Annotated in this window: 12 protein-coding genes; 8 read left to right on the forward strand and 4 right to left on the reverse strand. The window is 64.1% G+C overall.

Features of this window, described 5'->3' with window-relative positions:
- Positions 1-128: 128 nt before the first annotated feature.
- Positions 129-6,449 carry an amino acid adenylation domain-containing protein gene (locus tag ACNFIC_RS21575; protein ID WP_416781935.1) on the reverse strand — a complete coding sequence of 2,107 codons (6,321 nt, stop codon included), beginning with the start codon at positions 6,447-6,449 and terminating at the stop codon, positions 129-131.
- Positions 6,450-6,861: 412 nt separating this feature from the next.
- Between ACNFIC_RS21575 and ACNFIC_RS21580 the strand changes: the two genes are divergently transcribed.
- The 4 genes from ACNFIC_RS21580 (at position 6,862) to ACNFIC_RS21595 (ending at position 11,519) form a co-directional block, all read left to right on the forward strand.
- On the forward strand, positions 6,862-7,626 hold the full coding sequence (locus tag ACNFIC_RS21580) for a helix-turn-helix transcriptional regulator (RefSeq protein WP_416781937.1): 765 nt from the start codon (positions 6,862-6,864) through the stop codon (positions 7,624-7,626).
- A gap of 19 nt (positions 7,627-7,645) precedes the next feature.
- On the forward strand, positions 7,646-9,046 hold the full coding sequence (locus ACNFIC_RS21585; protein ID WP_416781939.1) for an efflux transporter outer membrane subunit: 1,401 nt from the start codon (positions 7,646-7,648) through the stop codon (positions 9,044-9,046).
- A 234-nt stretch (positions 9,047-9,280) separates the two neighbouring features.
- Entirely contained in the window at positions 9,281-10,351 is a 1,071-nt protein-coding gene (locus ACNFIC_RS21590) for an enoyl-CoA hydratase/isomerase family protein (RefSeq protein ID WP_138217857.1), read from the forward strand.
- A gap of 16 nt (positions 10,352-10,367) precedes the next feature.
- Positions 10,368-11,519, forward strand: a complete 1,152-nt coding sequence (locus ACNFIC_RS21595) for an acyl-CoA dehydrogenase family protein (protein ID WP_416781940.1) — start codon at positions 10,368-10,370, stop codon at positions 11,517-11,519.
- A 59-nt stretch (positions 11,520-11,578) separates the two neighbouring features.
- On the opposite strand, the gene hisN is transcribed toward ACNFIC_RS21595, so the two are convergent.
- Positions 11,579-12,370, reverse strand: a complete 792-nt coding sequence (gene hisN, locus ACNFIC_RS21600; RefSeq protein WP_138217859.1) for a histidinol-phosphatase — start codon at positions 12,368-12,370, stop codon at positions 11,579-11,581.
- Positions 12,371-12,499: 129 nt separating this feature from the next.
- Between hisN and ACNFIC_RS21605 the strand changes: the two genes are divergently transcribed.
- Positions 12,500-13,555, forward strand: a complete 1,056-nt coding sequence (locus ACNFIC_RS21605; RefSeq protein ID WP_416781941.1) for a tetratricopeptide repeat protein — start codon at positions 12,500-12,502, stop codon at positions 13,553-13,555.
- A 104-nt stretch (positions 13,556-13,659) separates the two neighbouring features.
- On the forward strand, positions 13,660-15,213 hold the full coding sequence (locus ACNFIC_RS21610; protein WP_416781942.1) for a response regulator: 1,554 nt from the start codon (positions 13,660-13,662) through the stop codon (positions 15,211-15,213).
- A gap of 6 nt (positions 15,214-15,219) precedes the next feature.
- Here the strand turns inward: ACNFIC_RS21610 and ACNFIC_RS21615 are convergent, their stop codons facing one another.
- Positions 15,220-17,259 (reverse strand): ATP-binding protein, encoded by a 2,040-nt coding sequence (locus tag ACNFIC_RS21615; RefSeq protein WP_416781943.1) that lies wholly within the window; start codon positions 17,257-17,259, stop codon positions 15,220-15,222.
- 205 nt (positions 17,260-17,464) lie between these two features.
- Here ACNFIC_RS21615 and ACNFIC_RS21620 point away from each other — a divergent pair, with 205 nt between their 5' ends.
- Complete coding sequence (locus ACNFIC_RS21620; RefSeq protein WP_416781944.1) at positions 17,465-18,151, forward strand: type 1 glutamine amidotransferase domain-containing protein; 687 nt, start codon at positions 17,465-17,467, stop codon at positions 18,149-18,151.
- An 82-nt stretch (positions 18,152-18,233) separates the two neighbouring features.
- Here the strand turns inward: ACNFIC_RS21620 and hppD are convergent, their stop codons facing one another.
- Positions 18,234-19,310, reverse strand: a complete 1,077-nt coding sequence (hppD, locus tag ACNFIC_RS21625; protein ID WP_138217864.1) for a 4-hydroxyphenylpyruvate dioxygenase — start codon at positions 19,308-19,310, stop codon at positions 18,234-18,236.
- 310 nt (positions 19,311-19,620) lie between these two features.
- Between hppD and ACNFIC_RS21630 the strand changes: the two genes are divergently transcribed.
- A complete protein-coding gene (locus ACNFIC_RS21630; protein WP_416781946.1) occupies positions 19,621-21,207 on the forward strand; it encodes an EAL domain-containing protein in 1,587 nt (528 codons plus the stop codon).
- Positions 21,208-21,210 lie beyond the last annotated feature (3 nt).

The raw sequence follows: 21,210 nt of genomic DNA on the forward strand, positions 1-21,210 counted from the left end.
AGCCGGGACAAACCCAGGCAGGTAACCCGCCGCGAACCAAGCGACGCGGTGCATGGCACCGGCGTCGCAGGTGTTCGCGGGTAGACCCGCTCCCACAGCAGTTGCGCAAGCTGTTCGGCTTGGTTAGGTCAGAGCCGACGCCGCGCCGCCAAGCCTGGGATGGTCGTGCGCGGCACCTCCACGCGGGCCGCCTGCAATTGGGTGCTGGCGGCAAGGCCGGCCAGGGTCGGTTGGCTGAACAAGCTACGGGCATCGGCATGCAGGCCGGCCTGGCGCATACGCGCCACCAGGCTTACAGCCAGCAGCGAATGCCCGCCAAGTTCGAAGAAGTTGTCGTCGCGCCCGACCTGCTCGATGCGCAGCACCTCGCTCCAGATCTGCGCCAAAGCGGCTTCCAGTTCACCTTGCGGCGCCTGGTACTGACGACTGATCACCGCGTCTGGGCCTGGCGCGGGCAGGGCCTGGCGGTCGACCTTGCCGTTGGGGCTAAGCGGCCAGGTGTCCAAAGCCACGAAGGCCGAGGGCACCAGATGTTCGGGCAGGCGCGCCAACATGTGGCAGCGCAGCGCCTCAAGCCCTGGCGCGCTGTAGCCCGGGCGGCAGGTGAACCATGCCACCAAGCGCTCCTCGTGCATTGACACCAGCGCCTGCTCAAGCCCGGGGTAGCTCGCTAATTGCACCTCGATTTCACCAGGCTCGACGCGCAGGCCGCGCAACTTGAGCTGGAAATCATTACGGCCAAGGAACTCCAACTCGCCGTCGGCGCGGTAGCGTGCCAGGTCGCCGGTGCGGTACAGCCGCTCGCCGGCCACGAATGGGCTGGCGATAAAGCGCTCGGCTTGCAGAGCGGGCAGGCCAAGATAGCCGCGCGCCACGCCAACCCCGCCGATATGCAGCTGGCCCACCGCACCGAAGGGTACCGGCCGGTCATGGGTATCGAGCAGGTACAGGCGGGTGTTGCAGATGGGCCGCCCGATTGGCGGCGCGCCAAGGGGCAGCGCCTGCTCGGGTTCCAGGGTCCAGGCGGTGCTATCCACGGTGGCCTCGGTCGGGCCATAGACATTGTGCAGGCGTACCCACGGCAGGCGTGTACGTACCGCCGCTGCCATGGCCAGGGTCAACTCGCCGCCGCCGCAAAAAATGTCACGTAGCCCGGTACAGCGTTCGACGCCCTCGACGTCGAGGAAGGGTTGCAGCATGGCCGGCACGAACTTGACGCAGGTCACGCCCTGGGTTTGGATCAGCTCGGCAAGGTAGGCAGGGTCACGATGGCCGTCAGGGCGTGCCAGCACCAGGCGCAGGCCAGCACTGAGGGGCCAGAACAACTCCCAGACCGATCCATCGAAGCTGAACGGTGCCCGTTGCAGCAGCGCATCGCCTGGGCGCGGTGGGCACAGGCCAGTGCCCCAATGCATCAGGTTGCACAGGCCGCGGTGCTCGACCATCACCCCTTTTGGCGTGCCGGTAGAGCCTGAGGTGTAGATCACGTAGGCCAGATTGCCAGGGTGCAGGCCGGGCACCACCGGTGCGTGGGCAGGCTGCTGATGCCAGGTGTCCCGATCCAGATCCAGGGTGGGCACACCGCTGCCTGCCAACAGGCCTGCGCTAGCAGCATGCACCAGCAGCACCTGGGGCGTACTGTCGGCCAGCATGTAGCGCAGGCGTTCGTCGGGATAACTGGGGTCCAGCGGCACGTAGGCACCACCGGCCTTGAGTATGCCCAGCAGGCCGACCACCAGCGCCAGGCTGCGTTCGACGCAGATCGCCACTCGGCTATCGGGCTGCACACCCATGGCCCGCAACTGGTGGGCTAAGCGATTGGACTGCTCATCGAGCTGGCGGTAGCTCAGACGCTGTTCGCCGGCCTGCACGGCCACCGCATCAGGGCAGCGCCGAACCTGCTGGGCGAATAGCGCAGGCCAGGTCTGGTGCACGGGGCTGCTGGCATCGTCAGTGGCGTTGAGGCCGACCAGCAACGGCTGCAACTCCTCCACCGGCACGCTACACAACTGTTCTAGCGGGCGTTGAGCGCCGTGGCCCAGCAAGCCTTCCAGCGTATGCAGCAAGTACGCCAGCAGACGCGCCACACCCAGGGTGCGCGGCGCACGTAAGTTCAGCTGGATGGCCTCGCGATGCTCATCCACAGCCAGCATAAGCGGTTGGCTGACCACCTCGCTGGCCTCAAGCAGCTCGACACCGGGCAAGCCAACCTGGCCAGGCGCGCTGCCCTGGCGGTAGTTGACCAGACTGTCGAACAGCGGCACGCCAGCCGGCAGCGCGCTGCAACGCTGTGCCAGCACCTGCGGCGCATCCTCATGCGCGAGCAACCCTGCCAGGCCTTGGTGAGTGCGGGTCAGGGCCTGCCCAAGGCTCAGGCCGGCCAGGCGCACTCGCAGCGGCAAGGTATTGATGAACATCCCCAGCGCTCGCTCAGCCCCCTCGCCCGCGGCCAGACGGCCCAGTAGCACAGTGCCGAACACGACCTCGTCGCTGCCCGACAGGCAGCCCAGCACCTGAGCCCAGGCTAGGTGGAAAAGACTGGCCAGGCTGACGTCGTGTTGGCGCGCCAGGGCCTGCAAGGCCTGGACCAAGGCAGGCGGCAGCGAATGCTCGAGCGATTGCAAGTCATCAGGATCGACAGGCAGGCTGTCCACCCCGAGCACCCGGGTAGGCGACTGGAAGTCGCCGAGCAGCTGAGTAAAGAAAGCCTCGTGCTGCTCTTCACGACCCGCTGCGCGGTGTGCCACAGCAAAGTTACGATAAGGCACCGATGCCGGAATTTCAGCGCCCTGCCCGGCCATGAACGCGCGCAGTTCAGCCATCAGCAAGCCAAGCGATACCGCGTCGTTGACCAGATGATGGAAACGCAGCAGGCCCAGCCAACGCCGCTGCTCGGTGTCTTCGGCAACGCCCAAGGCCATCAATGGCGCGTGGCGCAGGTCCAAGGGTTCACAGGTGGCACGCAAACGCGCCTCAGCATCGCGGCCTGCGGGCAACTTGCGCATCGGCAGCGCGGCGTGGCGCCATACCACCTGCTGCGGCTGCGCCAGCGCCTCCCAGGCAAGACTGGTGCGCAGGATGTCGTGGCGCGCAATCACCTGTTGTAGAGCGTGACTGAATAGCTCAACCTGCTCGCGGCTGGCAAAGCTGAACAGAGCCTGTTGCTGGTAGGGGTCGCAGGTATCGGTGATGTGGTGGTACAGCAGGCCCTGCTGCAACGGCGCCAGCGGGTAGATTTCCTGCACATTGGGAGCGCCACCTGGTATAGCAGCGACAATGCGGTCGATATCCGCTTGTGCGAGGCTCGTCAGCACCAGCAGATCGGGCGTCAGTTGCTCGCACGCAGCCGGCACCCGGTTATCCGGCACCCGCTGCATGGCGTTGCGCCGGGTGGCGGCGGCCAGGCTAGCCAGGGTCGGCTGGCCGAACAGCACCTGCACATCGGCATGCAGACCTTCGGCGCGCATGCGCTCGATCAACTGCACCGCCAGCAGCGAATGGCCGCCCAGCTCGAAGAAATGGTCATGCCGGCCAACCTGCGCGATCCCCAGCAGCTCTGCCCACAGCACCGCCAGGCGCTGCTCGATGGCGCCTTCAGGTGCGACGTAGGTATGCCGGATGCAGGCCTCGGCGCCAGGCGCCGGCAGCGCCTGACGGTCGAGCTTGCCGTTGGCGGTCAATGGCCAAGCCTGCATGACCTGATAAGCGCTGGGCAGCAACGCCGTGGGCAGGTGTTCGGCCAGGTGTTGGTGCAATTGACGCGGCGTCACTTCTGCCGAGGCGATGAACCAGGCCAGCAAGTGCCCGCCCTGCACCATGACCACGCATTCCTGCAAGGCCGGGTGGCGGGTCAGCGCCGCTTCGATCTCTCCCAGTTCCACCCGCACGCCGCGGATCTTCACCTGATCATCATTACGCCCCAGGTACTCCAGGGTGCCGTCAGCCAACCAGCGCACCAGGTCGCCGGTACGGTACATGCGCCCGCCATGGAACGGGTCGTCGAGAAAACGCTCGGCGGTCAAGTCCGGGCGCCCAAGGTAGCCCCGCGCAACGCCGGCACCCGCCACATACAACTCACCCACCACGCCCGGCGGCAGCAGACGCTGGTACGAATCGAGCACGTACAGGCGGGCGTTGTCCACTGGACCACCGATATGCAGCGGCCCGCCGCTATGCAAGGCGCCGTAACTGGCGACCACGGTGGCCTCGGTGGGACCGTAATTGTTCACCAGTGCGTGGCGTGGACTGCGCTTGAGCTGGCGCAGACGGTCACCGCCGATGAGCAAGGTACGCAGCGTCGGGTGATCATGGCCCTGGCCAAGGGCGTGTTCAGCCACCGGCGTAGGCAGGAAGCTGAGGTCAAGCGGCTGGTCGCGCCACCAGCGCAGCAAGCTGTCGATATCCTCAGCGCCTTCTTGCCGCGGAGCCAGGTGCAGCGTGGCACCAGCGCACAGCGTCGGCCAAACCTCCCAGGCCATGGCATCGAATCCAAAACCGGCCAGGCACGACACCTGCTCGCTAGCCTTCAGGCCGAACGCTCGGCAATGCCAGTCGATCAGGTTTTCGAGCATACGGTGCTCGACCATCACCCCCTTGGGCTGGCCGGTAGAACCTGAGGTGTAAATCACATAGGCCAGGTTGTCCGGCCTCAAACCGGGTACAACAGGGTTGTCCGCCATCAAGGGGGTCGCCGGGTCGAGGTCGAGTCGTGGTATCCCTGAAACGGGCAGGTCGATCCGCGCCTGGCTCAGCAGCGCCTTGGGCGCGCAGTCTTCGAGCAACCAGGCCAGGCGTTCGCCGGGGTGCGCGGGGTCCAGGGGCACATAGGCAGCACCGGCCTTGAGCACGGCCAGCAGGCCAACCAAGGTGTCCAGGCCGCGCCTGGCGCAGATCGCTACGCGATCCTCGGGCAGCACACCCAGGGCGATCAGTCTTTCGGCCAGGTGGTTGGCGCGCCCGTTCAGCTCGGCGTAGCTGAGGCTGCGCCCTTCATGCCAGGCGGCGACAGCCTGCGGCGCAAGGGCCGCCTGCGCCTCGATACGTCGGTGTACGCAACGCGCTTGGACGGGAAGATCCTGCCTCTGCCCCTGCCCCCAGGCCTGCAACTGGGCGTGCTCGGCGGCGCTCGGCAGGTCGAAGTCGGCCACTGCCAGCGCCGGGTCGGCCAGGGCCTGATGCAGGATATGCAGCAGCCGGTCAGCCAGGGCCTGGGCTTGCTGCGCGCTGAACCAGGCCAGGTTGTAGACCAGGTGCAGCCAGGCCTCCCCAGTTTGACGATTGCTGCGCAAGTGCAACGTCAGCGGGGTCGGCTCGTGGCCGCTGCTGACCTTAACGCTGCGCCCTTGGATCTGCCCGTAACGCAGGGCGTTGCCGTCTTCTTCGAACGACACGCTCAGCTCGAATAGTTGCCCTCGGTCTTCACGCAGCAGGCCCAAGGCACGGTTGAGTTCGCTCAGGGCAAAGCGTTGATGACGGTAGTCCTGCCTGAGGCTGTCACGGATGCCGTGCACCAGGTCGGTGAAGCCCAGCTGGCGACCGAAGCTCATGCGCAAGGCACTGACCTGGGTGAACAGACCCAGGGTGGCCTTGAAGCTTGGGTTGGCACGGTTGCGCACTGGCAGGCCGACCACCCATTCGTCGCGCTGCCAGATGCGACTGCAATACACATGCAGGGCTGCAAGCAGCACATGCAGGGCCGAGGCGTTCAGTTGCCCGGCCAGGCACTGCATGCGCGCCAGCAGGTTGCTGTCGAACGGCAGGTCCAAGGCCTGACTGGGCGGGGTGGTATCAGCCGCTAGCGGCGCGAGGCCTTTGGGCAAGACCAAGGGCTCAGGCAGGGCCTCAAACTTGGCCAGCCAGTAAGCGCGATCGCGCGCGTGACGTGCCGATGCCTGATAAGCGACATCGTCGTGGATGAAGGCGCTGTACGAGGGGGCCTGGGCCGGCAACGGCTGACCTTGTTGCAACCGCCCGTAGTACTGCCCCAACTGGCAGAACAGCTGGTCGAAGCCCCAGCCATCGATGATCAGATGGTGGGCCTGACCGGCCAGCAGGTGCCGCTGGGGGTTGAGTTTGACCAGGAAAAAGCGCGCCAGGGGGCCGCCCTGCAGATCGAAGCGCTGCATCATGCGCTGTCGCATCAGGTGCCGAGCGGCGGCCTGCGGGTCGGCCTCGTCGCTCAGGTCGAACAGCGTAAGCCCGAGGCTCAGCGACGGCTCGAAGCGCTGACGAGGCAATCCGTCGGCGGCGCATGGCAGCAATTGCGTGCGCAAGCCATCGTGCAGCGCAACGAGATGCGCAAGGGCCTGGCCCAACAGCGCGCTATCCAGCTCGCCGTCGAGTTCGATGTAGCCACCGATGTTGTAGAGCGGTGAGTCGCCGCGGCTGATCTGGTCCAACCAGATGTCGCGCTGAGCGGTGGTCAGTGGGTAGGTGTCGGTGGCAGACATGAGCGTGGCGCGTCCTTGCGAATGATCGTCCGCGGATTCAAACACCGGCCTGCACGCGTGTATGGCCCCTTAAACCCGGACAACGCCGCACGCGTAAAAGTTGCTGATTTTCTTGTAGGAGAATCGCTACAGCAGAGGGTCATTCATGGCCTACCTGCTCACCCGCGATGCGCAAAGTGCGGCAATACGCTGTTTTTTGACGTCAATTTGCCGCCTTTGCGTCGTTCTTCGCATGCCTGCCTGTTTATCCACGCCAAAACGTATCGCTGCCGACGTGGCATTTTCTGTCCCCCATTTCCATGACAGACACCGGCCAGGCTCAAGGCTTGAATAGCGCCACGCCAGCAGCTCAAGGACAGGACTCGACCAGCGAACCGCTCGTCGAACGCCCCGAATCAAGGAAGACACCACCATGAGACTGACCGACAACCTAGCCCGCCGCCCTGCCCCGCAGCTTTACCTGGAACTCGGCGAACTGGTGGCCCGCAGCGGCGAGCAGGACTTTGCCGGGCACATGTTCCAGTTGCTTGGGCAACTGATGCCGATCCAGCGCCTGGACCTCAGCGAATGGACCCTCGACATCCGCGAGCAACGCATCGAGCACATCCGTGCCTTGGGCTGCGCGGGCGCCTACACGCCCCTCACCGCGACCGAACCGCTGCTGCAGAGCGTATTGCAGATGCACGACCCGGTGTTGATCCAGATAAGCGTGCCGTTGGGGCGCCCGCAACAACCGCGCAGTGCGCACCAATGCAACTTGGTGTCGTGCCGCGGTGAGCGGCGTTGGGTGATCTGCTGCCAGCGTCCGCCTTGCGAGCGCGCCTTCACCCTGGCCGAGCTGTCGTTGCTCAAGAGCCTGTCCGACACCTTGTTGCCGCTGGTCGAGCACCACGCCTTGCGGCTCCAGACCCAGCCGGCCGACGCCCCGCACCTGGCCGACAGCCAGTCGGCCTCGTTGCGCGCCGCCTTTGGCGAGCGCCTGGCGCGCGGCGCCATCAATCTGTCCGGCCGCGAGCAGGAGGTGTGTCTGGGCCTGCTCACCGGCGGTACGGTGCCGCAAATGGCACAGCAATTGAACGTCAAGAACAGCTCGGTGGAAACCTATCTCAAGCGCGCCACTGCCAAGTTGGGGGTCAGTGGCCGCCACGGGCTGACCCGCTGGATGGCGGGAGCCTGAAACCGCAAGGAAGCCTGCAATGCACCGATTCACCCTGACCCTGCTGGCCGCCACCCTGGCAGGCTGCAGCCTGGTTCCGCACTACCAACGCCCGTCGACTCCGGTCCCCGAGCGCTATCCGCAAGGGCCGGCCTACCCGACGATCGCGTTCACCCAAGCCCCCGAACACTGGCAGACCATGTTCCGCGACCCTGCCCTGCGCCAACTGATCGAGACGGCCCTGGCCAACAACCGTGACGTGCGGCTGGCCCTGCTCAATGCCGAGGCGACTCGCGCCCAGTACCGCGTGCAGCGCGCCGAGCAGCTGCCGCATGTCAGCCTAGATGCCAGCGGCCAGCGCCAGTACCTGCCACGGCGCATGACCGGCACCGACAGCGGCGTGATCAGCAGCACCCAGGCCGTGACCTTGGGCGTCAGTGCCTACGAACTCGACATGTTCGGCCGCCTGCGCAGCAGCAGCGAGCAGGCGCTGCAAACCTACCTGGCCAGTGAACAGGCGCGCCGTGCCGCACAACTGAGCCTGGTGGCCAGCGTGGCCAGCGTGTACCTCACCTGGCGTGCCGACCAGGAACTGCTGGCGTTGGCCGAGCACACCCTGGCCGCCGACGAACAGAGCCTGCGCCTGACCGCCGGCCAGGTGCGCGTCGGCACGCTATCGGCACTCGACCGCATTCAGGCGCAGACCCGGGTCGACAGCACCCGCGCGGCGGTGGCGCGCTACCGCCGCCTGGCGGCCCAGGACCTGAACCAACTCGGCGTGCTGGTGGCCGGGCCGGTCGCAGACGACCTGCCTGGCCTGCCCCTTGCCCACGAGCAAATTGCCCCGGTGCCGGCCGGTATGCCATCGGACCTGCTACAACGGCGCCCGGACATTCTTCAGGCCGAGCACCAGTTGCAGGCGGCCAACGCCAATATTGGCGCGGTGCGTGCGGCGTTGTTCCCAAGCATCAGCCTCACCGCCAATGCAGGTACCAGCAGCCAGGCGCTGGCCGGGTTGTTCGACGCAGGTTCGGGCACCTGGCTGTTCAAGCCCCAGATCAGCCTGCCACTGTTCAACGCCGGCAGCCTGCGCGCGAACCTGGACTACGCCAAGTTGCAGAAAGACATTCAGGTGGCGCAGTACCAGAAGGCCATCCAAGAGGCGTTTCAGGAAGTCGCCGATGGCCTCGCGGCGCGCGCCACCTACCAACGCCAGTTGCAGGCCCAGCGCGACATGGTGAACGCCAGCCAGCGCTACCACGACCTGGCGCAGAACCGCTACCGCACCGGGGCGGACAGCAGCCTGACCTTCCTCGACGCCCAGCGCCAGTTGTTCAGCGCCCAGCAGGGGTTGATTGGCGATCGCCTGGCACAACTGGTGGCCGAGGTGAACCTGTACGCCGCGCTCGGTGGCGGTTGGGACGCCAACCCACACCTGTAGACAGTTCCCTCTTCTCGAACCTGCACAGTCCTGGGTGTTGCAGCAAAGCTTGCCTGCCGTGGTCACAGGGTTAGAGTGGAAACACCAGCCTGGGCATTGCCACAAGGTAAAAATGCAGCAACACCCTGCAGATTTGCCAATTGTGCAAGGCAAATACGCATGACAGGATCCAGCGATCCACCCGCGCATTCCAGGCTTCACCTTGGAAATCAATAACAAAGCAGGGAGACCGCGATGAACGCGCATGCTCAGCCCACGGCCACGGATCACGTGTTGGCCGAAGTCCGCAACCACATCGGCCACCTCACCCTCAATCGCCCCGCAGGACTCAACGCCCTGACCCTGGACATGATCCGCGCCCTGCAATACCACCTGCACCGTTGGGCCCTGGATGACCAGGTGCACGCGGTCATGCTACGTGGCGAGGGGCCCAAAGGCTTCTGCGCCGGGGGTGACATCCGCTCGCTGCACGACAGCTTCAAGGCCGGCGAGCAACTGCACGCGACGTTCTTCGAAGAGGAATACGCACTGGACCTGTGCCTGCATCACTACCGCAAGCCGGTACTGGCGCTGATGGACGGTTTCACCCTGGGCGGCGGGATGGGCCTGGCACAGGGCTGCGAGCTGCGTATCGTGACCGAGCGTAGCCGCCTGGGCATGCCTGAAGTGGGTATCGGCTATTTCCCCGACGTTGGCGGCAGTTATTTCCTGCCTCGCGTACCTGGCGAGCTGGGTATCTACCTCGGCGTCAGTGGCGTACAGATCAAGGCCGCCGATGCGTTGTACTGCGGCCTGGCCGACTGGTATCTGGACAGCGAGTGTCTGGCGTCGCTGGATGCGGGGCTGGATCGGTTGCACTTCGGTGACTACCCACTCAAGGACCTGCAGAACCTATTGGCCAGCCTCGGCACCCAGGTACTCGACGATGCACCACTGGCCAAGCTTCGCCCAGTGATCGACCACTTCTTCGCCCTGCCCGACCTGCCCAGCATCGTCGAGCAACTGCGCGCGGTGACCATTGGCGACAGTCACGCCTGGGCCTTGCAAACCGCAGACCTGCTGGAAACCCGCTCGCCCCTGGCCATGGCCGTGACACTGGAACTGCTGCGCCGCGGCCGCCACCTGGCGCTCGAAGACTGCTTCGCCATGGAGTTGCACCTGGACCGCCAGTGGTTCGAACACGGTGACATCATCGAAGGTGTTCGCGCGCTGATCGTCGACAAGGACAAACAGCCACGCTGGAACCCACCTACCCTCGCCGGCCTGAACGCGCGCCGCGTCGCCCACTTCTTCGAAGGCCTGTAAGGCCGGGAGCCTGTGTATGCAAGACCTGGAACTGAGCGAAGAACAAGTCATGATCCGCGACATGGCACGGGACTTTGCCCGTGGCGAAATCGCGCCCCAGGCGCAGGCCTGGGAGAAAGCCGGCTGGATCGATGACGGCGTGGTGCGCAAGATGGGTGAGCTGGGTCTGTTGGGCATGGTCGTGCCCGAGCAGTTCGGCGGCAGCTACACCGACTACGTGGCCTATGCCCTGGCAGTGGAGGAAATCTCTGCCGGCGACGGCGCCACCGGGGCACTGATGAGCATCCATAACTCGGTCGGCTGCGGGCCACTGCTAACCTACGGCAGCCCTGCGCAGCAACAGGCATGGCTTGCGCCACTGGCCAGTGGCGAGGTGATCGGTTGCTTCTGCCTGACCGAGCCTCAAGCCGGGTCCGAGGCACACAACCTGCGGACCCGTGCCGAACTGATCGATGGGCAGTGGGTCATCAACGGGGCCAAGCAGTTCGTCAGCAACGCGCGTCGGGCCAAACTCGCCATCGTGTTTGCCGTGACCGACCCTGAGCTGGGCAAGAAAGGCTTGTCGGCGTTCCTGGTGCCCACCGATACGCCGGGCTTCAAGGTGGACCGCAGTGAACACAAGATGGGCATCCGTGCATCGGACACCTGCGCGGTGACACTCGACAACTGCCGCATTCCGGCAGACAACCTGTTGGGTGAGCGCGGTAAAGGCCTGGCCATCGCCCTGTCCAACCTTGAAGGCGGACGCATCGGCATCGCTGCGCAGGCGCTGGGCATCGCCCGTGCGGCGTTCGAGGCGGCCCTAGGCTATTCGCGCGAGCGTATCCAGTTCGGCAAGCCGATCAACGAGCACCAGAGTATCGCCAACCTGCTGGCCGACATGCAGGTGCAGATCAATGCGGCGCGCTTGCTGATCCTGCATGCCGCGCGCCTGCGCACGGCGGGCAAGCCCTGCCTGTCGGAAGCCTCCCAGGCCAAGCTGTTCGCTTCGGAAATGGCCGAGCGGGTGTGCTCGATGGCCATTCAGGTACATGGCGGGTATGGGTATCTGGAGGATTACCCGGTGGAGAAATACTACCGTGATGCACGCATCACCCAGATCTATGAAGGCTCAAGCGAGATACAGCGCATGCTGATCGCACGGGAGCTGCGCCACTACTCGATCTGAGATCAGCAACTGCTCCCGCCGGTTGGCGCATCAGCCCGGTGGGAGCAACGATCATTGCGTCACATCGCGTGACGCAGCATCTGCACGACCTGCGCATGCAGCGCCGGGTCACCGCATGCCACCACACAACCGCCCTGCTGCGCTGAGCTGCCGTCCCAGGCGGTGATCACCCCGCCGGCGCCCTGGATGATCGGCATCAGCGCCTGCACATCGTAGGGCTGCAAGCTGGCTTCGACGATTACGTCGACAAAGCCCGAGGCGAGCATGCAGTAGGCATAACAATCACCGCCATAGCGCATCAGCCGAGCTTTGCTGGCCACATCATTAAAGGCGGCCTTGCGTGCATCGGTGTCGAACATGTCCGGGGTGGTACACATCAGCGTGGCCGCACCAAGATCGGCGCACGCGCGGGTCCTCAAGGGCGTACCGCTGCGCCAGGCGCCTTCGGGTGTGCCAACGAAGCGCTCGCCGGTAAACGGCTGGTTCATCACGCCGATGCGCGGGGCGCTACCGTCGTTCAGGGCAATCAGCGTGCCCCACAGCGGCAGGCCGGTGATGAAGGCGCGGGTACCGTCGATGGGGTCGAGGACCCAGGTCAGTGGGCTGCTGCCCACGGCCACGCCCTGCTCTTCGCCAAGGATGCCGTGCTCGGGATAGCGCGCCTGGATCAATGCGCGCATGGCATCTTCAGCAGCCTTGTCGGCCACGGTCACCGGGTCATACAGACGCCCGCCCTTGTCCTCGACATCCAGCGCCGCACGAAAGTACGGCTGGATCGCCGTTGACGCAGCATCGGCCAGTTGTTCGGCGAAGGCACGGAATTCACCGATCTGTTCAGTGCTCAGGGACATGCAGCTTGCCTCAGTTGTTTGACAAAGGCTCGCATCATACCCGAGGCCGGTGCCGCGCGGCCCCTCCACCGTTGCATTTACCGCGCAGCTGTCCCAAGCTCTGCGCTTCCCGACGCCACGGACCGCACGATGCCCAGACGCCGCCTCTTCCTGATCGCCTTGTCGCTGCTGATCCTAGTGCCTGGCGTGCTCAGCTATCTATGGCGCACCCCGCAACCGAGCCCGCCCAGCTTGCCGCCGCACAGCTACGCCAAGGCGTTGCGTCAGGCACATGAGGGCCTGCCGGGGGCGGCACGCGTGCTGTACCAGCAATTGCAGCGTGACGACCTGCCCCCCATCCGCCGTGCGGCGCTATACGCCGAGTTGCCTCACTACCCTTCGCCCCAGGCCTTGAAGCTAGCCCGCCAGGACCTTGAACACGATGACCCGCAGGTGCGGCGCGCAGCCATCGCCGCGATCCGCCGCCTGGTGCCTGCCGCGCAACGCAGCCTGGTCCTCGGGCCACTGCTCGAGGATGACGACCAAAGCGTGCGCTTTGCGGTAGTCGACGCCTTGCTGGGGCTCGACTCCGACGCCATCGGCCTGTATTTCGGCCCGTTGCAGCAGGTGCTTGAGCAGTACCAGCAAGCCCTTGAGCATGAGCCCGACGATGCCGTGGCGCAGGAGCACCTGGCGCGCCTGTACATGCACGAACAGGCCTACCCCCAGGCGCAGGCTGCGCTAGAGCGCAGCCTGGCGCTCGCCCCTGAAGGGCTGGACGCGCTGGCGACCCACGTGCGTCTGCTCGAGCGCCTCGGCCAACCCGACGCCTCCCGCGAGGTGCTGGCCAAGGCCTTGGCCCTGCGCCCGGACTCGGCGTTCCTGCAATACCAACTGGGTCAGTGGCTGACGCGCCACGACCAACCCGAATACGCCCTGCTCGCGCTGTCTCGCGCCGTGGAACTTGAGCCTGACAACAGCGACTACCGCTACACCCTAGCGGTCACCCTGCATCAGCTGGAGCAAGTCGAAGCCGCGCAGCAGCAACTGGAGACACTGCTCAGCCACCAACCCGCCAATCGCCGTGCCAGGGTGCTGCTGATCCAGTACTGGAAAGAAACCGGCCAATTACAGAATGTCCAAGTGCTGCTGGCCGAACTCGAGCAGCAGAACCCCGATGACCCGGCATTGCAACAGGGGTTGTAGGTGCTTAACGGGCCAGTTGAACCCTGATCCCCCCGGCAAGGTCCAGTGATAGTAGGAGAGCGGCATGACCATTGCGGCGTGCCCACTGCCACAGGAGATTCGACGTGGCCGTTGCACCGCCTTTGGAGGAGCGAGCCCTGATCTTGGCTCCAGCCACGCTGGGAACCCAGACCCGGCGTGTACTGACCCAGGCTGGCATTGCCTGCCGCCAGACGTGCGACGTGCATCGGCTGGGCCGTTGGTTGGACGATGGGGCCGGACTGCTGGTGATTGCCGAGCCCGCCTTACCTACCGATGCGCGTTCGCCCTTGCACCGTTTCATCGAGCGGCAACCGGGCTGGTCCGACCTGCCCATCGTGTTGCTGGTCACCCAGGCTGCCCCCGGCGCGAACGCCTTCGGCAACCTGCTGGCGCTGAGCGCGCCGTATGCCGATGCCCAGTTGATCAACCTGGCCCTGTGGGCGCTGCGAGCCCGACGCGGGCAGTACCAGGCACGCGATCTGCACCAACAGCTAGAAGCTCAGGCACTTGCGCAACAGGCCGTGCAGCAAGCCCGCAAGCTGGATGCGATCGGCCATTTAGCTGGGGGCTTTGCCCACGACTTCAACAATCTGCTAACCAGTATTGGCGGCAGCCTGGAATTGATCGAGCGGCGGCTGTGCAAAGGGCGCAGCGATACGCTCGCCTCGCCTTTGCAAATGGGCCGCCAGGCAGTTGCCCGCGCGGCCCTGCTGACCCGGTGCCTGCTGGCGTTCTCCGCTCGCCAAACGTTGCACAGCCAAGCCGTGGACCTCGGTACGCTACTGAACCGTGAGTACTTGAGTCGCCAATTGGCGCAGGGGATCACGCTCAAGCTGCAATGCGATGCAGACCTCTGGCATGCCTACGTCGACCACGCACAACTACGGGCCTCGCTCGACAGCCTGTTGCGCAACGCCTGCGAAGCCATGCCCAGCGGCGGCGTGCTGAGCATCGAGGCACACAATGTTCGAGCCGACGCCTCCACCGAGCTGGCCCAGGGCGATTACCTCTGCCTGAGTATCAGTGACACTGGTCAAGGGATGTCAGCCACCACCCTGGAGCGCGCGTTCGAGCCATTCTTTACCACCAAGCCCGTTGGCCGGGGCGTGGGACTTGGCCTGTCGATGACCTATGGCTTTTGCAAACAGTCGCGTGGACGTTTGACAATGCACAGTCAGATCGGCAAAGGCACCGTGGTGCAGGTGTACCTGCCACGTTACAGGCCAAGCACTCAAAACAGTAGCCAAGCCACGCTACCCAAGGCAGGCGATAGTCGGGCCATCTTGTTGGTCGAGGACGACCCTGACGTCCGCCAACTGGTCAGCCAGTCGCTTGAGGAAGAGGGACTGCGGTGTGTCGTGGCCTGCGATGCCGAGCAAGCGCTGGAGCAGCTACAGACGACCCAGCCGTTCGGCCTGATGATTACTGATGTGGGTCTGCCCGGCATGAATGGTCGACAGCTGGCGGAGATCGCCCGCACCCTGCGCCCGACCCTGGCGGTATTGTTCATCACCGGTTACGCCGAAACGGCCACAGAACGGGGAGACTTTCTCGGCCCCGGCATGCAGCTGCTAAGCAAACCCTTCGAGCTGGAACAATTACGTGAGCGCGTGTCGCAGATGCTGACCCGTCATTGAGACGCCTCAGCCATGCAGCATGCGCTTGACCTGCTGGCAAAGGGCTTCGAGGGTGAACGGTTTGTACAGCAAGGCAACGCCCTGCTCCGCCAGCATCGGCGGTTCGATTTGCTCCTCGGTGTAACCGGTGATGAACAGCACCTTCTGTCCAGGCTCGAGCATTCGCATCGCCCTGGCTGCCTGTCGGCCATTGAAGCCATCCGGCAAGCCAATGTCGGTAATCACCAGATCGAAGGGCCCGCCGACACGAAAATGGCCCATACCGGTGTTGGCGTCGCTGGCATCGTCAACCGCATAGCCTCGGTCGAGCAAGGCTTCCTTCATCAATCGGCGCAGACTCACTTCATCATCGATCAACAGTAGCCGCTCGCCCTGCACGGCAAACGGCTCCAAGTCAGGCATTTGCGGTTCGGGCAGGCTGCCTGGGTAGCGCGGGAACATCATCATCACCCGCGTGCCCTGCCCTTGCACCGATTCGATCCACACATGTCCGCCGGATTGGCGGACGAAACCGTGCACCATGGGTAGTCCCAACCCGGAGCCACGCCCCAGGGCCTTGGTGGTGAAGAATGGCTCGAACGCTTGTCTGAGGTCCTCGGCGGACATGCCATGGCCGTCGTCTTCCACTTGAATGGCAACGTAGTCGCCCGCCGGGAGGGATGACCGCCCCTCCTGCACTGTGGTCAGCCGCTCGTTGGTGCTGCGTATCGACACCCGGCCGCGCCCCAGGCAGGCTTCGTGAGCATTGGCGCACAAGTGCAGCAGGCTGTTGCGCAACTGGTCGGCGTCGAGCTGAACCGGCCAGAGCTCCGTATCCAACTGCCAATCCAACTGGATTTCACTACCCAATGACTGGCGCAGCAGCGATTGCGCATCACGCAGCAACTGGTTGATGTCCAGCGGCGTCGGCGACAACGGCTGGCTGCGGGCAAACGCCAGTAGGTTGTGAGTCAAGCCAATGGCACGCTCGGCACATTCACGGGCCAGTTTCACGTAGTATTCCAGATTCTCCTGACGGCCCTGCAACAGACGCCGCTCAAGCAGTTCCAAGCTGCTACCGACCCCACTCAGTACGTTGTTCATTTCATGGCCCATGCCGCCGGCCAGCTTGATCGCCGACTCCAAGCGCGAACTGTCGCGCAGCGCAGCCTCGGCCAATTGCTGCACCGCTTGGCGCTGCTGGCTGATGTCACGCCCGACCAGCATGGGCATGGCTTGACCCGATACCGTGGTCCAGGAAAACCAGCAGTAATGGCCATCGACGTGGCGTATACGTGCCTCGAAAGTTGACGCCCCGCCCTGCTTGCCCAACGCGATGAGTGCCAGAAGCGCCTCGGTACAGTCGGCCGGATGCAGCAACGCCAGCAGGGAAGCGGAGTCCACTGGCGATGTCGGCTCAGACCAACCCAGTAGGCGTTGTCCGGACGGATTGGCCAACCGCAGGCACTGCTGGCTGTCGAGCATCAACATCACATCGGGGGACAGTTGCCAGGTGTACTCGCTGTTCGCCAGGTAGCTTGCCAGTTGCGCCTCGAACGACTGCGCCCGTTCGCGCCACTCACGGGTGAGTTCGGCGTCGACCGAGGCGGCGATCACGGTATGCAGGAAGCCCGCCACAGAACCGTAGTCATCGCGCAGCGGCGAGTAGTAGCAGGCAAATGGCCCTTCGCCAGAGCCTGGCAGCCTCACCGCCTCGACGTAGCTACCGTGCCCCTCCAGCGCCTTGAACAGCGCGGCCCCCATAGGCGGATCGGCCGCTTCCCACAAGTCGTGGAAGCATCGCCCTTGCAGCCCGCGAATCGGGTAGGCGTCATTCTGCACCACGCACAATTCTGGTCCCCACACCACGGCGCAAGGGAACGGTGACAATTGCAGCATGTCGACAGCAATGCGCAGGGCCGGTGGCCAGTGGGACAGCGGCCCCAGCGGGCTACGGCTCCAATCGTGACTGACGATGCTACCGTTCAAGCTCTGCGCCGTATCGGGCGCAGGGGCCAGGAGCACTATCTGGGTCTGTTCGCCCAGACGCTGGGCTTTAGCGACCAATGGCGTGCCCCCTGAACCGGATGGATCGGTGCATCATGGCATCAGCCGCCTGGGTGGGTGGGCGTGGGTCCTGGTCCATGGTTGTCGTTTCCACAAGCATCCTGTTCGCAGCAGCCTAGCACATCACACACCGAACATGGCGGCCTGGCCACTGACGGCTATGCTCTAGGGGCTTCATTCCCAACGACTGCACAGGCGTGCGCAGATGAACACTAAAATCCTGGTTGTGCTGACCAATACTGCCAAGTACCCCACGCTCAAACGAGCCACTGGCTTGTGGCTCGGCGAGGCCGTGCACTTTGTTGATACCGTGCAACAGTCGGGGTTCGAGGTAGACTTCGTGAGCCCTGCAGGCGGCTATGTGCCGATTGACCCGCACAGCTTGCAGATGGCACCGGACCTCGACTGGCAATGGTACGACGATAACACCTTCATGAGTCGCCTGGGTGCCACTCTGAGCCCGAGCCAGGTGAAGGCCGATGACTACGCCGCGATCTACTACGCCGGGGGTCACGGCGTAATGTGGGACTTCCCCGACAGCCTGCCGCTGCAAGACCTGGCGCGGCGTATCTTCGAACGCGGCGGCGTGGTGTCGGCCGTCTGCCATGGGGTGGTGGGGCTGCTTAACGTCAAACTCAGCGATAACAGCTTGCTACTCAAGGGCCGCAAGGTGACCGGCTTTTCCAACACCGAAGAAAAGCTTGCTGAATTGGACAAGGTGGTGCCATTTCTGACCGAAAACGAACTCGGTGGCCGCGGTGGGGACTACAGCTGCGCGGAGGAGCCTTGGCAACCGTTCGTGGTGGAGGATGGCGCCTTGATCACGGGCCAGAATCCTGCATCGACAGGCTTGGTGGCCGAAGCGGTGATCAAGCGACTACAGGGCCGATAGCCGGCAATCAGCGCAGGCTTTCGCAGCGCCTGAGGGGGCAACGGCTTCGCTAGCCGCGCCCCCAACAGCCTAGCGCACGGCATCACTCGACGTTCAGCACTCCCCGGCGCACTTGGTCACGTTCGATCGACTCGAACAGCGCCTTGAAGTTGCCTTCCCCGAAGCCGTCGTCCCCCTTGCGCTGAATGAACTCGAAGAATACCGGGCCCAGCAGGGTTTCCGAGAATATCTGCAACAGCAGGCGCTGATCGCCCTCGGCCGAGGCGCCATCGAGCAGGATGCCACGTGCCTGCAACTCGCCAACCGGCTCGCCATGCCCAGGCAGGCGCTCTTCGAGCATCTCGTAGTAGGTTTGCGGCGGTGCGGTCATGAAGCGCATGCCAAAACCCTTGAGGGCATCCCATGTCTTGAGCAGGTCGTCGGTGAGAAAGGCCACATGCTGGATGCCCTCACCGTTGAACTGCATCAGGAACTCCTCGATCTGCCCGGCCCCCTTGGACGACTCTTCGTTGAGCGGGATGCGGATCATGCCGTCAGGTGCGGTCATGGCCCGGGAAGTCAGACCGGTATATTCGCCCTTGATATCGAAATAGCGGATCTCACGGAAGTTGAACAACTTCTCGTAAAAGCCAGCCCAGTAGCTCATGCGGCCACGGTAGACGTTGTGAGTCAGGTGATCAATGATCTTCAGGCCCGCGCCGACGGGGTGGCGGTCCACGCCATCGATGAACTTGAAGTCGATATCGTAGATCGAACTGCCTTCCTCGTAACGGTCGATCAGGTACAACGGCGCACCACCGATGCCTTTGATCGCTGGCAGGCGCAGTTCCATCGGGCCGGTTTCGATGTCCACCGGCTGGGCGCCCAGGGCCAGGGCACGGGCATAGGCTTCGTGGGCGTTACGCACGCGAAACGCCATGCCACACACCGACGGCCCATGTTCGGCGGCGAAATATGACGCAGGGCTTTTCGGTTCGTTGTTCAAAATCAGGTTGATGCCACCCTGACGATATAAGTGCACGTCCTTGGAACGATGGGTGGCCACCTTGGTGAAACCGAGCATCTGGAATACCGGCTCCAGCACTCCGGGCGTGGGCGATGCAAGCTCGATGAACTCAAAGCCTTCCAAGCCCATCGGATTGTCGAAGAGATCTGCCATGTTCATGTCCTCATCTGCAGCGAATAAACGTTTATCGGAGGGGGGCGATGCCGCGTTGCAGAGGGGGTGAGCAAGGGATGCCGCGTACGCTGCGGGCGAGGTAGTCACCGATGATCAGCTTGAACACAGGGTTTGTCATAGCGACCGATTCCAGGCGGTTCGATCCCTCGGTAGAGGGCAACCTTATTGTTGTATTCGTAAACCGATTCTACAGGGCGTAAATATCTTTGTCGCGCTTTAGTTAACGGGGCCAGCCGACAAACGGCTATCCTGTACCTGATCCGATCACCAGCTACAAGGTTCGTACACCATGCCACTGACCACTCGCCGCCCTGCCCGCTGGAGCTGGCGCACTCTGTTACCTTGGGGCGTGGCGGTGCTGCCGCTGCTATGCGGGCTGGGAGTGATTCGCTGGCAGAGCGAACACGAAATCCGTGCCAGCAGCCAAGGTACCGCCCAAGAGGTGGTCCAGCACATCGAGACGATCCTCGACAGTCTCGCAGCGACTGCCAACCAACTGCTGCCCAAAGCCGGACAGCCCTGTGCACAAGTAGAGCTGGCATTGCGTGGCGAGGTCACACGCAATGCCTTCGTGCGTTCTACCAACTTGTTCGATCACGATACGCTGTATTGTTCATCGCTGTTCGGCGATTTCGACGAACCGGTCGATGCCCGCGACTACACCGACGGCACGCTATGGCTGATGGACGGCAACTCGGTGACCCCTGGGCATTCGCTACTGGTATACCGGGCCAGCCAAGGCCAGCGCGGGGCCATTACCACGCTGGACGGTTATCACTTGTTGACGGCCCTGCGCCTGCTCGGAGCAGGTGCAGAGGTGTACGTGCAGGTAGGCAACCACTGGCTGGGCCAGGATGGCCAAGTGCGCAGCGGCGCGCTGCCGGTGCCAGCCAGCGCCCTGGTCACCCTTGGCTCCAGTCGTTACCCGTTCAGCGTTCGTGCAGGCTTCGGCCCGGACAAGGCCGCGCAGCTTCTGCGCAGCCGCTATCCGGCGCTGTTGAGCCTGCTATTGGTGCTGGGTGTGTTGGCCGGTATGGCCTGCCGCTGGCAGCTGCGCCGGGCCAATTCACCGCGAGCGGAACTTGCCCGTGCGCTTGAAGCTGGCGAATTCCTGCCCTACTTCCAGCCTGTGGTACGCAAAGACGACTACCGCTGGGCCGGCGTCGAAGTGCTGATGCGCTGGCGCCACCCACGCGAGGGCTTGGTTCGCCCGGACCTGTTCATTCCCTATGCCGAGCACAGCGGGCAGATCGTCGACATGACCCGCAGCCTGATGCAGCATACCGCCCAAGCCTTGGGCCCGCACTCGACGCTGCTCGAAGACGGCTTCCACATCGGCATCAACATTACTGCCGATCACTGCCGTGACATGAGCCTGATCGACGACTGCCGCGCCTTCTTGCAACATTTCCCCCCTGGACGGGTGACGCTCACGCTGGAACTCACTGAACGCAAGCTGATCGAGCCAACGCCGATCACCCTTGAAGTGTTCGAAAAACTCCACGAGATGGGGGTCATGATCGCGCTGGATGACTTTGGCACTGGCCAGTCGAGCCTCAACTACCTGCGCCAGTTCAAGGTCGACTACCTGAAAATCGACCAAAGCTTCGTCGCCATGATCGGTGGCGATGCCCTTTCTCAACACATTCTCGACACCATCATCGAGCTGTCCGGCAAGCTGGCCCTGGGCATCGTAGCCGAAGGCGTGGAGACCACGGCGCAGCGCGACTATCTGGCACGTCATGGGGTGGACTTCCAACAAGGCTACCTGTTCGCCCGGCCAATGCCCTTGGCTGAACTGTTGTTGGCCCTGGCGGCACGCCCAGGCAGCCTGCGGTTGCCGCAGGCCCCTGCCCCTGAGATCATACGCGGCTGATTT

This window comes from Pseudomonas sp. NY15463, from assembly GCF_048068415.1.
Lineage (GTDB): Bacteria > Pseudomonadota > Gammaproteobacteria > Pseudomonadales > Pseudomonadaceae > Aquipseudomonas > Aquipseudomonas mosselii_C.

Coding starts and splice junctions, on each gene's coding strand:
- ACNFIC_RS21595 (WP_416781940.1), top strand. CDS start 10,368: ATGCAAGACCTGGAACTGAGCGAAGAACAAGTCATGATCCGCGACATG.
- ACNFIC_RS21580 (WP_416781937.1), top strand. CDS start 6,862: ATGAGACTGACCGACAACCTAGCCCGCCGCCCTGCCCCGCAGCTTTAC.
- ACNFIC_RS21585 (WP_416781939.1), top strand. CDS start 7,646: ATGCACCGATTCACCCTGACCCTGCTGGCCGCCACCCTGGCAGGCTGC.
- ACNFIC_RS21575 (WP_416781935.1), bottom strand. CDS start 6,449: ATGTCTGCCACCGACACCTACCCACTGACCACCGCTCAGCGCGACATC.
- ACNFIC_RS21630 (WP_416781946.1), top strand. CDS start 19,621: ATGCCACTGACCACTCGCCGCCCTGCCCGCTGGAGCTGGCGCACTCTG.
- ACNFIC_RS21605 (WP_416781941.1), top strand. CDS start 12,500: ATGCCCAGACGCCGCCTCTTCCTGATCGCCTTGTCGCTGCTGATCCTA.
- ACNFIC_RS21620 (WP_416781944.1), top strand. CDS start 17,465: ATGAACACTAAAATCCTGGTTGTGCTGACCAATACTGCCAAGTACCCC.
- ACNFIC_RS21590 (WP_138217857.1), top strand. CDS start 9,281: ATGAACGCGCATGCTCAGCCCACGGCCACGGATCACGTGTTGGCCGAA.
- hppD (WP_138217864.1), bottom strand. CDS start 19,310: ATGGCAGATCTCTTCGACAATCCGATGGGCTTGGAAGGCTTTGAGTTC.
- hisN (WP_138217859.1), bottom strand. CDS start 12,370: ATGTCCCTGAGCACTGAACAGATCGGTGAATTCCGTGCCTTCGCCGAA.